Raw genomic sequence first — 12,917 nt, 5'->3', positions numbered from 1 at the left:
TCGGAAATGATAACGTGCCGACCGATTCAGCCGAATCGGGCACGGAAGTCGACGCTGTGGAACTGGCCGCTGCAGGACTACTGGGTCACGATGACGACGACGCCTGCCGTGGATTCGAGCGAGGTCGGCTTGGGTTCGGCCGGGACGCCGAGCTGCGTGGCGATGGTCTGCGCGGCCTGTTCCTCACCTGCCGTCGTGCCGTAGTACACCGCGGTCTGCGCGAACTGGTCTTCACTGAAGTTGCCCGTCTCGGCGACGTTCCAACCCTCGGCGGTCAACATGCTGGCGGTACCGGCGGCCAGGCCGGAGACATTGGAGTTGTTGAGTACTCGCACTTCGACGTCGGCGGGTGCGCCCGAGGTGGTGGTGGGTGCCGCGGCACCGGTCGACGAATCGCCCGCGGGAACCTGGGCTGCAGGAGCCTGTGCGGTCGGTGCGACCGCGGCCGGTGCGCTCGTCGTCTCGGCGGCGGGCTCGGCGGCCGAATCGTCGGAATCGGAACCCGTCAGAGACAACGCCCCGATCGCTGCGAACAGGATCGCGAGCGAAATCAACACCATGGCCAGGGCGCGGAGTGGTGGCCCGGTCTGTTCCGGGTTCGGGCTGCTCACCTGATCGACCCTAGCCGACCGTCGACGGCGACTCGGCACACGGAACGCAAGACCTGCTCAGACGTCGAAACCCAGCCGACGTGCCGCACGAGCCTTCTGCCTGCTCGCACGCAACCGGCGCAGGCGCTTGACCAACATCGGATCCGCGGCGAGCGCCTCGGGACGATCGACCAACGCATTCAGGATCTGGTAGTAGCGGGTCGCCGACATGGAGAAGAGTTCCTTGATGGCCTCTTCCTTGGCCCCGGCGTACTTCCACCACTGCCGCTCGAAGGACAGGATGTCGTGCTCTCGTCGACTCAGTCCGTCCGCACCGACCTCGTTCGGATCCTGAGAGCCGTCCGAACTTCCCGGTTGCTGAGACTGGTTCGAGTCACGCGCTGCTGCGCCGTCCATCCCACTCCTCGACTTCTCGACTTCCCAGGGTCGGCAGGATCACCCACCCGGAGAAATCTGCTTCCCCCAGTACTGCCGACACCCGTAGGAGCGCCGACCGAATTACACAGTTGTACTTCGGGGATCATTCAACCATGTCCGACGCCGGGGACACGGCTCCTGCGGGCTGCCCGCGCGTGGCGTGTTCCACCTACTCGACCACATGCGCGACGCACACCACTGGCTCATTCCGCAGGCTCCACTCCTCACCACGGGTCATTCCGCAGGCTCCACTCCCGGTATCCTTGTCGACCATGGCAATTCTTCCCATCCGGATCGTCGGCGATCCGGTGCTGCACACCGCAACCGCTCCCGTCACCGAGTCACCCGCCGAGCTGGCCGAGCTGATCGCCGACATGTACGAGACGTTGGCCGCCGCGAACGGCGTCGGACTCGCCGCGAATCAGGTCGGCGTCGGCAAGCGTCTGTTCATCTACGACTGCCCCGATCAAGGCGAGGACGGCAAGGTCTTCCGCCGCCGCGGCGAGGTCGTCAATCCGGTACTCGAGACCTCCGAGATTCCGGAGACGATGCCCGATCCGGACGACGACGACGAGGGCTGCCTGTCCGTCCCCGGCGAGCAGCACCCCACCGGGCGCGCCGAGTGGGCCCGGGTGACCGGTACGGATGCCAAGGGTGATCCCGTCGACATCGAGGGTCACGGCTTCTTCGCTCGGATGCTCCAGCACGAGGTGGGTCATCTCGACGGCTTCCTCTACACGGACGTGCTCATCGGTCGACATGCGCGGGCCGCGAAGAAGGCGATCAAGCGCGCCGGGTGGGGCGTGCCCGGTCTGAGCTGGACGCCCGGCACGGTGGACGACCCGTTCGGGCACGACGACGAGGACGACGACTGACCGTCCCGGTGGGTACCCGGGTGATGCTTCGCTATCGGTTACCACCCGGCCACACCCACCCGATGACGGACGTGATCGGCGAACTGGTGGCCATGGACGCAGGCTCGGTCTCGGTGCGCGGCAGGGACGGCGCGCTGGTGCAGGTCGCCGCCGAACGAGTCGTAGCGTTGAAACCTCTGGGGCCCAAGCCGATTCGGACGTCGGAGATCCGCTCGCTCGAGGCCGCTGCCGCCGACGGTTGGCCGGGCGTAAAGCGGGAGTGGATCGACGGCTGGCAGCTGCGGTTCGGTCACGGGTTCACCGGCCGCGCGAACTCGGCGGCACCGCTCGAACCCGGAGCGTCGACGACGGCCGAGACTCTCGCGCAGATCGTCGACCGATACGCCGCTCGCGGACTGGTGCCGACGCTCTCGCTCCCCGACCGTCTCGGCAGCGCGCCGGCCGGGTGGCGGACCTACAACGAGACCGCCGTCATGGCTGCGGACATCGCGAAGCTCGTTCTGCGCGAGGGTGATTCGGCTATCGCCGTCACCGCGCAGCCGACAGCCGAGTGGCTGAATTCCCTGCGCTACCAGGGCAGCGAGGCTCCCGCGGGCGCAGCAGAGGTGGTCGCCGCAGTGCGGGGCGGCACCCTCGGTTTCGGCATGATCGGCGCGCACTCGTCGTCGGCGGCCGCCGTCGGTCGCGCGGCCGTCACCACCGCCCCGGACGGTCGATGCTGGGTGGGACTGACCTCGCTCTGGGTCTCTCCCGAGCATCGCCGCAACGGCCTCGGCACCCTGATGTGCGGAGAACTGGTGCGCTGGGGACGCAGCCATGGAGCGACACACGCGTACCTGCAGGTAGCCGTCGACAACACCGAAGCCGTTGCTCTGTACCGAGACCTCGGCTTCGAGGACCACCATCGGTATCGCTATGCCCGGCCTGTCGGAGGCGTTCGATAAGGTTCGTTCCCGTGCGCTTGGCTACTTGGAATGTGAACTCCGTCCGCTCTCGTCAGGATCGAATCGTCGATTGGCTGCAGCGATCCGATGTCGATGTGCTGGCGATGCAGGAAACCAAGTGCAAGGACGCACAGTTTCCGTATCAGCGGTTCACCGACATCGGGTACGAGGTCGCCCACGTCGGGCTGAGCCAGTGGAACGGCGTCGCGATCGCCTCACGCGTCGGCCTGGACGATGTGCAGGTCGGGTTCGAGGACCAGCCCGGGTTCAGCAAGGATCCCGAGATCGATCCCGCTCAGGAGGCGCGCGCCATCGGTGCCACGTGCGACGGGGTGCGCGTGTGGAGCCTGTACGTGCCCAACGGTCGCGAACTCGCCGATCCGCATTACACCTACAAGCTCGAGTGGCTCGCTGCGCTGAAGGCCGACGCGCAGGCGTGGGTGGCGGCCGATCCGCAGGCGCAGATCGCGCTCGTCGGCGACTGGAACATCGCGCCTACCGACGACGACGTCTGGGATCCCGCACTGTTCGAGGGCAAGACCCACACCTCCCAAGCCGAGCGTGACGCCTTCACCGCGTTCGGCGACGCCGGCTTCACCGAGGTGACGCGGCAGTTCACCCCCGAGCCCAGGACGTACACCTACTGGGACTACACGCAGTTGCGGTTCCCCAAGAAGCAGGGCCTACGCATCGACATGGCGTTGACCTCCCCTGCCCTGGCGGCACGAGTGACCGGCGCGTCCATCGACCGCGAGGAACGCAAGGGTAAGGGAGCGAGCGATCACGCTCCGGTGATCGTGGAGATCGGCTGAGCAGAGTCCGCCGACCTGTCCGCCACGGCCCTGGCGGCGAGAATCGCCCCGACGGCGATCAGCACTCCGTGCGCAATTCGCACGGCAGGCGGGGTGTAGAACTGAGGAAGGAAGAGCACGAACCCGGCAGCGAGCACCGCGGCGTAGCGGTTGCGTAGAGCGAATGCCACCAGCCCAACGGCGATCAGCACCAGTCCGAGCCCGAACATGACGGACTGTACGAGCGAGTACCTGATCGAGTCGGCCAGATCGATCAGGCCGGGGTTCGCGTTCTGTACGGCATCGACACCCAGCGCATGCAGCGCGAAGGTTTCCGCGCCGTAGTACGGCAGCACCAACCCGACGCCGATCCACGTGGTCACGACCGCGAACTCCGACCGTCGACCGGTGTAGAGCACGGTCAGCCCGAGCGCGATGAAGCCGAGCATGGCGAAGGTGTGGGAGAGCACCCAGTTCGAGGATGCGAAGGCGTCGGCTCCCGCCGTGCCCACCTCGCCCGAGTAGGGACGCAGTGTGGGATACGCGGCGAACATGATGCCGACGAACAGATACAGGGATACACGCATCGGGGAATGCCAACCTTTCGAGAGCGGCGCTCTCTACAGGAAGCAGTATTCATTCGATACGCCCATAAAACAAGAGCACTGCTCTCTATTCGGCGATCAGATCCAGAAATTCCTCGTGCTGCGCCAGGTATCGCCGCACGTAGGTACAGATCGGCACGATGCGCCACTGCCGGTCACGCGCGGTGTTCAGGGACGCCCGTACCAGCACGCCCGCCCATCCGCGGTCGCCGTACTCTTCCTTGACGACGGTGTGCATGAGCGCGACGACCGGGCCGACGCCGCCGTCGTCGCCCTCACCGAAGCGATAGCCGAGAATGCCGACGAGTTCGTCGTCGACGAAGAGATCGAACCTGTTGTGATCGACGTCGTCCTCGATGCGAACGACGGGCCGGTCGACCGGAGCGGGCCCGGTGACCCGCCGTGGAAGTATGTGACTCATGTCACTCATGAGACCAGTGTTGTCCATGTGACGCGAGGCGAGTGCACCGATCGTCGCCGAGTCGTGCCCTTAATGTGACCAGCTTGATGTGACCGGGCGATGTGTGCAGGAACCCGAGGTCAGAGAGCGACGAGCATGTCGTTGTACTCAGGGTTGGCCGCGGCGAAGCGCTGAACGTAGGTGCAGACCGGCTTGACCTTCCAGCCGTACGACCGCGCACTGTCGAGTGCGCGCCGCACCAGAATGCCGGCCAAACCCTGATGACCGAAATCCTCGGTGACGACGGTGTGCATGAAGGACACGACGTGAGTACGCGTCGCACGCGTGCCGTTTCCCTCGACCTCGTAGAAGCCGACGATCCCGACCAGATCACCGTTCAATCGAAGCTCGAATCGGTTCTGGTCTTTGTTGATCGAGACATCAGCGCTAGGAGAACTTGCCAGCATGGGACGCCTCCTTCGCTGTGTGTGGAGTGGTGAACGAGTGAAACCGATGTGACGTGCACCACTATTAAACATGCGCACGGTGGCTCTGTCACCTTTTCTACCAACAAACCTTCGGATGCGTAGGTTTGTCCGTCGAACCCGACACGAATGCTGGTACGGATCATAAGTGGCCCCGTTCGACGTTGTGATACAACAACATTCAAGGCCTGCCCAAGTTTTCGCCACGGACTCGGCAATCCGATTCAGCGGCCGCGACCCCCGTCTCCCCACGCGCCGGTACTGTCTTCTCTCGTGAAGTTCCTACCGCTCACGCCCAACGGCGAGACTCCAGTCCGCGCGCTGACCATCGCCGGAACCGACTCCGGTGGCGGTGCCGGAATCCAGGCGGACAGCCGAACGATGGCACTGCTCGGCGTGCACGCCTGTGTCGCGGTCGCCGCGGTCACGGTCCAGAACACCGTCGGCGTGACGGGCTTCCACGAGATTCCGCCGGACGTCGTCGCCGCGCAGGTTCGCTCCGTCGTCTCCGACATCGGCGTCGGCGCAGCGAAGACCGGAATGCTGGCCTCCACCGCCATCATCGACGCGGTCACCGCCGTCTGCACCGAGGTCGGTATCGGCCGCGATCAGCCGGTTCCGTTGGTCGTAGATCCGGTGTGCGCATCGATGCACGGCGATCCGCTACTGCACGCCGAAGCCCTCGACGCCATTCGCCACACCCTGTTTCCCATCGCCTCGCTGGTGACCCCCAACCTCGACGAGGTGCGGCTCATCACCGGCATCGACGTGGTCGACGACTCGAGCGCGCACCGCGCCGCCGAGGCCCTGCACGGACTGGGCGCGCAGTGGGCGCTTGTCAAGGGCGGTCACCTGCGGACGTCCACGCACAGCACCGACCTGCTGTTCGACGGAGACACCTTCCTCGAATTCACCAGCGAACGCATCGACACCGGCAACGATCACGGCGGCGGCGACACCCTCGCCGCGTCGATCGCATCGGCCCTGGCACACGGATACTCCATGCCCGACGCGGTGGCGTTCGGCAAGGAGTGGGTCACCCGTTGCCTGGCCGCGTCCTACGATCTGGGCGCGGGCCACGGGCCGGTGTCACCGCTGTGGCGACTGCACGAGTCGGAGAATGCGTAGGTCGTCGGGTGCGCCCTTGATCTTCGGAGCGAAGAAGCTGCGGCGATAGGGCTTGGAGACCACGCGCAAGGCGTCGAGCACCTCCGGCGGGACCCCCTCCAGGGCCGCCGCGGAGATCATGATGTTGCCGTTGCCGCCGGTCTGCATCACCCGGGCGGCGACGGTGACGTCGACGCCCAGCCAGTCGGATCCCACCTGCCGCGGGCTGCCGGTGTGGATGCCGACGCGCATCGTCGGGGTGTAGCCGTCGACGTCGACGCCCTTCAGTGCCTCACGGGCCGCGAAGACCGCGTCGACTGCTTTGCCCGGATCGGCGAACACCGCCATGATGCCGTCGCCCAGTCTCTTGACGACGTGGCCACCGCGGAATGCGACCTCGGGTTCGACGGCTTTGGAGACCTTGCGCAGCAGGGTCAGGGTGGCGGTGTCGCCGGCCCGCAGCGACCACGACGAGAACCCGACGAGGTCGGTGAACACGATGGTGACGTCGTGCTCGCCACGGCCTCGGCCGGCTCGTTCGAGGATCGCCTGCCACAACTGCAACGCTCCGAGGCCCACTTCGCGGGACGCACCGGGTTCGTCGTCGAGGCCGTTCGCGGCCAGGAACCTGTCGGCGACGCGAGCGACGGCCATAGCTCTGCCCGGGCCGTCGATCGACAGTGGATCGCCGAACGTGGGGTCACCGGGTAGTGCGCGGCGCACACGTCGAACCGCCCCGACCACCGCGGGCGCTCGATTGGTGGTGCGGACCCACTCCACGACCGAGGAGACGACTGCGTTCACAGCATCGAGCGTAACCCACGGTTACACATACTTACCCTCATCCTTCGGCGCGAGCGGCCTCACGCGCGGCGCCCACCGGAACCCCGTTGGGGCCCTCCACCGACTGCGCGTAGACGCCGATTCCGTAGGCCACCGCCGCGCCGTTCTTCGCCAGTGCTGCGCGGTCGACGTTCGCCAGGGTGTCCTGATCGGTGTGGTAGTTCTCGTCGAAGGTCTGATCCGCAGTGCCGCCCCACTTCTCGGCCTGCGCGGCGGTCTTGTTCTCGTCCGCTCCGCTGAACACACCACCGGCGGGAATGCCGACCTCGATGAACGGGCCGTAGTCCGACCGACCGTCGAAATCGGTCCCGTCGACGGCTACGCCCTCGGTCGCCAGTCGCTCGACGAAGGTGCGCTCGATGGCGTCGGATCCGGCCGGTCCGGCGGGCTCACCCACCTGGTCGGAGTCGTCGCCGTCGTACGCGAGGTAGCCGGCATTGTTCGAGCCGATCATGTCGAAGTTCAGGTACAGCGCGATGTTTCGCTTGTCCTCGTCGGACAGGCCCTCGACGTACTCGGTGGACCCGACGAGTCCGTTCTCCTCGGCACCCCAGAACGCGAAACGCACCGCGTTGGTGACCTCGGGGGCGCTACCCATCTGCAGTGCGGTCTCGAGCACTGCCGCGGTACCGGTTCCGTTGTCGTTGATGCCGGGGCCCTCGGGGACGCTGTCCAGATGCGCACCGGTGACCACCACGTTCTCGGTGGAACCGGTGGTGGTCTGCGCAATGATGTTGCGGCTGGTGGTCGTTTCGGTCTCGGTGACAAGTGTCAGCGTCACCTCGGGTGCGGCCAGAACGGCCGCGCCGTCCTCCTGGCTGACGCCGCCGGTCGGAATCCGAGCGGTGTCGGTGTCGCCGAGTGTGCCCGAATCGAGCGGTCCCGGTTCGTTGTTGACGATGATCGCGGCGGCCGCTCCCAGATCCGCTGCAACAGTTTGCTTCACACCGAACGGGCACACTCCGCGCGGCACGACCGCAACGGCTCCGGCCAGGTCGAGGCCGGTGTAGTCGGTCGCCTCGCAGCCGTCTGCACCGGCGGGAGCGCCGACGACGCGTGCGGTGATCCCCTCGGCGGTGGTGGTCGGCGAGTAACTGAGCGCGAACACCGGGATCTCGGTACCCGCCACCGACAGGGTCTGGGTCTGCGCCTCGAAGGTATCGAAATCGAATTCCGGAGTGGTGACCTCGAACCCGGCCGATTCGAGTTGCGAGACAACATAATCGACACTCGCGTCGTACCCGGCGGTGCCGGCCGCGCGGTTACCGTCGTTCTCGGCGGCGATGGCTTCCAGTTGTTCGAGGTGCCCCACCAACGCCTCCTCGGTGACCGCTTCCGACAGGCCCGGCCCGTCGGGTGTAGCGAAAACTCTGGCCGGTTCCTCGTCCGAGGTGGACGAGCAACCGGCCAGAATCAAGACAGTGACAGCGCTACTTGCAAGCAAGGAAATCCGCATAGCGGACACCCTACCGGCGAGCGGCGTCAGGCGTCCCGACGATTGACGACGAACACCGCTGCTCCGAAGATCACCGCGGTGAAGGCGACGAAGTAGATCAGGCCGCCGATCGGACCCCAGTGGAAGTCGACGCCGCCGCTGGATCCGAGGAAGTGATTGGCGTTGAGGAAGGGCAGGAACGGCTGGATCTTCTCGCCGACCGTCGGAATCACCCCGACGAGGTTCTCGATGAGCAGTGGCCACAGCAGCAGGATGGCGATTGCTCCGGCGGACTGCCGCATGAGAGCGCCGACGCCGATGGCCAGAACCACCTGGACGAACGCCAGGATGGCTGTGCCGTACAGGATGCGCCAGGTTCCATCGATGTCGAAGCCCAGCAGCGCACCGGCCTGCTCACCGGCGAGCGCCTTGGCGAGGTAGAGCCCGATGACGGCGAGCACGAACGACAGGATCGCACCGTAGACACCGACCAGCAGGGCCTTGGCCGCCAGCACCGATCCTCGGTTGGTCACGGCCTGGAACGTGGTGCGGATGAGTCCGAAACGGTACTCGCTGGTCACGGTCAACGCGGCCAAGATCATCAGCACCATCGAACCGAACGTTCCGACGCCGAGTCCTACGACGTCGGCTGCCGTTGTGGGCGGAATGCCCTCGGGCGCATCGGTGTCGGTGGCCAGCTGTGCAGCCCACCCCAGTATTGCCGCGAACCCGAGACCGAGCACCACGATGATCGCGCTGCACCACCACGGCGACTTGGTCGAGGTGAACTTGATTCTTTCTGCTGCCAAGACGCCCATCAGAGTGCACCGCCCATTGCTTGCTGAGTGTTGGGGTTTTCGGCTCCCGCGCCGTGATATTGCACTGTGTCTCCGGTGAGTTTCATGAATGCTTCCTCGAGCGAGCCTCGCTGAGAGGCCAACTCGTGCAATGTGATTCCAGCTCGACCGGCAATGTCGCCGATCGCGTCGGTCGTGGAGTTCAGAACTACCAACGAGGGCTGAAGTTCGTCTGTCTTGTCCGGCTCACGCACGGTGAGACCGGCGGTGGTCAGGGCCTGGCGGAGTCCGTCGAGCTGCGGGCTGCGCACGCGTACCGATGCTTCGGAAGCATGGTCGATGAATTCCTGCACTGTGGAATCTGAGATCAACTTGCCGCGTCCGATGACGATGAGGTGCTCTGCGGTCTGCGCCATCTCCGAGAGCAGGTGGCTCGAGACCAGCACGGTGCGGCCCTCGGCTGCCAAGCGCTGCATGAACTTTCGGATCCAGACGATGCCCTCTGGATCGAGTCCGTTCACCGGCTCGTCGAACAGCAGCACCTTGGGGTCACCGAGCAATGCGCCCGCGAGTCCGAGCCGCTGCGACATACCGAGCGAGAACCCGCCCGCGTTCTTCTTCGCGACCTCGGACAGGCCCACCAGCCGCAGTACCTCGTCGACGCGCGACTTCGGAATGCCGTTGGAGGCCGCCATCCACTCGAGGTGCGCACGCGCCGAGCGATTGGGGTGCACCCACTTGGCGTCGAGCAGAGCGCCGACGGTACGCAGTGGCTGCTTCAGGTGGCTGTAGCTCTTGCCCTCGATGGTCGCCGTTCCCGAGGTGGGGCGGTCGAGACCGAGGATCATCCGCATCGTGGTCGATTTGCCTGCGCCGTTGGGGCCGAGGAATCCGGTCACTATGCCGGGCTTGATGGTGAAGGTGAGGTTGTCGACCGCCGTCACCGCGCCGTACTGCTTGGTTAGTCCTGTCACTTCGATCATGGGTCAACCTTCCCCCATCGACAGCGTCCGCACATCGACCCACAGTCGTCAGTTGCATCATCCTTTCGGATGACCCAACCCTGAGACAGTCGGTCACTTCGGCGGCACGCGGCTGCTGGGCACGCGGTCACATGGGCGCGGTCGCAAAAGCGCGCGCGTTTGTCAGACGCGCGCGGAATCGTCCCCGTAACCGCCACTATTCCGCACGCGTTTCACGAACGCGCGCGCGTTTGCTGGATGTGAGGAGGCAGCGGCCACATCGGCGGCGACACACGGCCATTTAGCATCGGCGGCACGCGGCCACATCGGCGGCACACGGCCAATTGGGCACAGCCGCAAAAGCGCGCGCGTTTGCCAGATGCTCGCGGAATCGCCCCCGTACCCGCCACTATTCCGCACGCGTTTCACGAACGCGCGCGCGTTTGCTGGATTCGCAGCACCAGAGGCAACGCAGGACGACAGGCAACGCAGCACCCAGGCAACGCAGGTGATCACATGGGCGAGCTGGCCCGAGCCCAGAATCGTTTCGGAATTCGACCCGCATGCCTGGCCTGGTAGCCCGCGGCCACCGCGTTCCGCATCGCCGACGCCATCAGTGCCGGGTCCTTCGCCCTGGTCACCGCGGTCGCGAGCAGCACCGCATCGCAGCCGAGTTCCATTGCGAGGGTGGCGTCGCTGGCGGTGCCGATGCCCGCGTCGAGGATCACCGGCACAGTTGCAGCGTCGACGATCATCTCGATGTTGTGCGGGTTGGCGATGCCGAGGCCGGTGCCGATGGGCGAGCCGAGCGGCATGACAGCAACGCAGCCGATGTCCTCCAGTCGCTTCGCCAGGACCGGGTCGTCGGTGGTGTACGGCAGCACCTGGAAGCCGTCGTCCACGAGTTGTTCTGCGGCCTTGACCAATTCGATGGCGTCGGGCAGCAGGGTTCGCTCGTCGGCGATCACTTCGAGCTTCACCCAATCGGTTTCGAGCGCCTCACGCCCGAGCTGCGCGGTGAGTACTGCTTCGGCCGCACCACGGCAGCCAGCCGTGTTCGGTAGCGGCGCGATGTTCAACCGGCGCAGCAGATCCAGCACTCCCGTTCCACCCGCGGCGTCGACGCGACGCATCGCGACGGTGGTCAGTTCGGTTCCCGACGCGACGAGGGCTTCCTCGAGCACTGCGAGATTCGCCGCTCCCCCGGTGCCGGTGATGAGCCGGGAGGTGAAGGTGCGGCCCGCGATCGTCAAACCCGCCATGCCCTCAACCACCTTGCACTGCCGTGAGAACGTCGATGGTCCAACCCTTTTCGACGCTGGTGGTGTCCCAGCGGCTCTTGGGCAGCACCGCTCCGTCGACGGCGACGGCGATGCCCTTCTCGGGCAGGCCCAGGAATTCGAGCAGCCGACGCATGGTCATGTCCTCGGTGAGCAGGTGATCCTCGCCGTTGACGGTGATGCCGATCGCGACCTGTGTCATGGTGTCCTCTCGATGTGTGCAAAGCGTTCGGGTGTGGCTGCTTTCGCCTCGGGCAGGGCGTCACCGGAGATCAGCGCGGCGACGGCGTCGGCGGTGATGGGCGCGAGCAGGATGCCGTTGCGGCCGTGGCCGGTGGCGACGACGACATTTTCGTCGAGCCTGCCGATGATCGGGAGTCCGTCCGGGCTCATCGGGCGTAATCCTGCAGCGGTTTCGTACAGTTCGTATTCACCGATGCTCGGCATGAGTCGTTCGGCGTCGGCGATCAGGTCTCGTACCCCGGCGACGGTGACCTGGGTGTCCTGGCCGGATTCGTATTGGGTTGCGCCGACGACCAATCCGTCGCCGCGCGGTACCAGGTAGATCGCGCGGCCGTGCACGGTTCCGCGAACGGTGCGCGATGGTGGCGGTGCGGCGCTCGGCCGTCTGCGCAGTCGCAGGATCTCGCCCTTGACCGGCCGGACCGGCAGCGTGGGCCACAACGCGGCCGACTGCGCACCGGCGGCCAGGACCACCTGGTCGGCGTCGGGCACGGTCTCCACCGGGGTGGTCACCAACTCGACTCCCGCGTCCAGGCACGCCTGCTCGAGCGCGGCGATCAGCGCCCGATTGTCCACCGACAGTTCGCTCGGAGCCAGCAGGCCGAGTCGAATGTTCTGCGCCAGAGCAGGTTCGAGCTCGCGCAGCTGCGCTCGTCCCAGAATCTCGAGTTCGTGTCCCTGCTCACCCACCCACTCGGCGATGGTTCGCAAGTCGGCGGCGTCGGCGGAGTCGAGGGCAACCGTCACCGATCCGGTTGCGGAGAACACCGAGGGGCCGGGGAGGCGTCGGGCGAAGTCCGGCCAACGCGCCAACGACGCAGCGCCCAGGTGCAGCAGTTCGTGTTCGCCGGGCCAGCCCTCGGACAGCGGGGCCAGCATTCCGCCTGCGACCCAGGATGCGCCTCGACCCAGCGCGGGATCGTGCACGACCACTCGGTGACCGTCCTCGGACAGGCGCAGCGCCGTCGACAACCCGATGACGCCTCCGCCGATTACGACGATATGCACGCGATTCACGTCCTCACTCCCTGCGCCCGCATGATCGGGTTCAGGTATTGACGGTAAGGGCGGCGAACCCACTCTCAGCCCCACGATCCCCGGGACTCCCGCGATTTCTCGGCC

The 12,917-nt window shown here is 66.2% G+C and carries 16 protein-coding genes; 4 read left to right on the top strand and 12 right to left on the bottom strand.

Features of this window, described 5'->3' with window-relative positions:
- Nucleotides 1-77: 77 nt before the first annotated feature.
- Both R3P95_RS10535 and R3P95_RS10530 read right to left on the bottom strand, forming a co-directional pair.
- A complete protein-coding gene (locus R3P95_RS10535; RefSeq protein ID WP_317548318.1) occupies nt 78-611 on the bottom strand; it encodes a LytR C-terminal domain-containing protein in 534 nt (177 codons plus the stop codon).
- A 57-nt stretch (nt 612-668) separates the two neighbouring features.
- Entirely contained in the window at nt 669-1,007 is a 339-nt protein-coding gene (locus R3P95_RS10530) for a DUF3263 domain-containing protein (protein ID WP_032393769.1), read from the bottom strand.
- Nucleotides 1,008-1,300: 293 nt separating this feature from the next.
- On the opposite strand from R3P95_RS10530, the gene R3P95_RS10525 reads away from it, so the two are divergent.
- Genes R3P95_RS10525 through R3P95_RS10515 form a run of 3 tightly spaced genes read left to right on the top strand, consistent with a single transcriptional unit; the run spans nt 1,301 to nt 3,659 of the window.
- Nucleotides 1,301-1,903 carry a peptide deformylase gene (locus R3P95_RS10525; protein WP_094640994.1) on the top strand — a complete coding sequence of 201 codons (603 nt, stop codon included), beginning with the start codon at nt 1,301-1,303 and terminating at the stop codon, nt 1,901-1,903.
- Nucleotides 1,900-2,847 carry an N-acetylglutamate synthase, CG3035 family gene (locus R3P95_RS10520; protein ID WP_449619235.1) on the top strand — a complete coding sequence of 316 codons (948 nt, stop codon included), beginning with the start codon at nt 1,900-1,902 and terminating at the stop codon, nt 2,845-2,847. Before R3P95_RS10525 ends, R3P95_RS10520 begins: the two co-directional genes overlap by 4 nt.
- Nucleotides 2,848-2,858: 11 nt before the next feature.
- Nucleotides 2,859-3,659, top strand: a complete 801-nt coding sequence (locus tag R3P95_RS10515; RefSeq protein ID WP_094613931.1) for an exodeoxyribonuclease III — start codon at nt 2,859-2,861, stop codon at nt 3,657-3,659.
- On the opposite strand, the gene R3P95_RS10510 is transcribed toward R3P95_RS10515, so the two are convergent.
- From R3P95_RS10510 to R3P95_RS10500, 3 genes are all read right to left on the bottom strand, one after another.
- The gene (locus tag R3P95_RS10510) at nt 3,629-4,225 is read right to left on the bottom strand and encodes a hypothetical protein (protein ID WP_317548316.1); all 597 of its coding nucleotides are present in this window, start codon (nt 4,223-4,225) and stop codon (nt 3,629-3,631) included. The genes R3P95_RS10515 and R3P95_RS10510 overlap by 31 nt on opposite strands.
- Before the next feature lie 85 nt (nt 4,226-4,310).
- Nucleotides 4,311-4,664 (bottom strand): GNAT family N-acetyltransferase, encoded by a 354-nt coding sequence (locus R3P95_RS10505; protein WP_094641420.1) that lies wholly within the window; start codon nt 4,662-4,664, stop codon nt 4,311-4,313.
- A 119-nt stretch (nt 4,665-4,783) separates the two neighbouring features.
- Entirely contained in the window at nt 4,784-5,110 is a 327-nt protein-coding gene (locus R3P95_RS10500; protein ID WP_068048077.1) for a GNAT family N-acetyltransferase, read from the bottom strand.
- A 291-nt stretch (nt 5,111-5,401) separates the two neighbouring features.
- On the opposite strand from R3P95_RS10500, the gene thiD reads away from it, so the two are divergent.
- Nucleotides 5,402-6,256, top strand: a complete 855-nt coding sequence (gene thiD / locus R3P95_RS10495; protein WP_317548315.1) for a bifunctional hydroxymethylpyrimidine kinase/phosphomethylpyrimidine kinase — start codon at nt 5,402-5,404, stop codon at nt 6,254-6,256.
- Here the strand turns inward: thiD and R3P95_RS10490 are convergent.
- From R3P95_RS10490 to thiO, 7 genes are all read right to left on the bottom strand, one after another.
- The gene (locus R3P95_RS10490; RefSeq protein WP_317548314.1) at nt 6,218-7,039 is read right to left on the bottom strand and encodes an adenylate/guanylate cyclase domain-containing protein; all 822 of its coding nucleotides are present in this window, start codon (nt 7,037-7,039) and stop codon (nt 6,218-6,220) included. The genes thiD and R3P95_RS10490 overlap by 39 nt on opposite strands.
- A 37-nt stretch (nt 7,040-7,076) precedes the next feature.
- The gene (locus R3P95_RS10485; protein ID WP_317548313.1) at nt 7,077-8,534 is read right to left on the bottom strand and encodes a M28 family peptidase; all 1,458 of its coding nucleotides are present in this window, start codon (nt 8,532-8,534) and stop codon (nt 7,077-7,079) included.
- Between the two features lie 26 nt (nt 8,535-8,560).
- Nucleotides 8,561-9,331 carry an ABC transporter permease gene (locus R3P95_RS10480; protein ID WP_317548312.1) on the bottom strand — a complete coding sequence of 257 codons (771 nt, stop codon included), beginning with the start codon at nt 9,329-9,331 and terminating at the stop codon, nt 8,561-8,563.
- Nucleotides 9,331-10,293: an ABC transporter ATP-binding protein gene (locus tag R3P95_RS10475; RefSeq protein ID WP_317548311.1), complete on the bottom strand. Its 963-nt coding sequence runs from the start codon at nt 10,291-10,293 to the stop codon at nt 9,331-9,333. Before R3P95_RS10475 ends, R3P95_RS10480 begins: the two co-directional genes overlap by 1 nt.
- Before the next feature lie 491 nt (nt 10,294-10,784).
- Nucleotides 10,785-11,534, bottom strand: a complete 750-nt coding sequence (thiG, locus tag R3P95_RS10470; RefSeq protein ID WP_317548310.1) for a thiazole synthase — start codon at nt 11,532-11,534, stop codon at nt 10,785-10,787.
- Nucleotides 11,535-11,538: 4 nt separating this feature from the next.
- Nucleotides 11,539-11,754 (bottom strand): sulfur carrier protein ThiS, encoded by a 216-nt coding sequence (thiS, locus tag R3P95_RS10465; protein WP_037186702.1) that lies wholly within the window; start codon nt 11,752-11,754, stop codon nt 11,539-11,541.
- Entirely contained in the window at nt 11,751-12,803 is a 1,053-nt protein-coding gene (thiO, locus tag R3P95_RS10460) for a glycine oxidase ThiO (RefSeq protein ID WP_317548542.1), read from the bottom strand. The genes thiS and thiO overlap by 4 nt, the downstream gene beginning before the upstream one ends.
- Nucleotides 12,804-12,917: the final 114 nt, after the last annotated feature.

It is taken from the genome of Rhodococcus cercidiphylli, assembly GCF_033042225.1.
In the GTDB taxonomy this organism is placed as follows: Bacteria; Actinomycetota; Actinomycetes; order Mycobacteriales; family Mycobacteriaceae; genus Rhodococcoides.
Note: the sequence above shows the minus strand (reverse complement) of the source record. Positions and strands in the feature narration are given on the sequence as shown.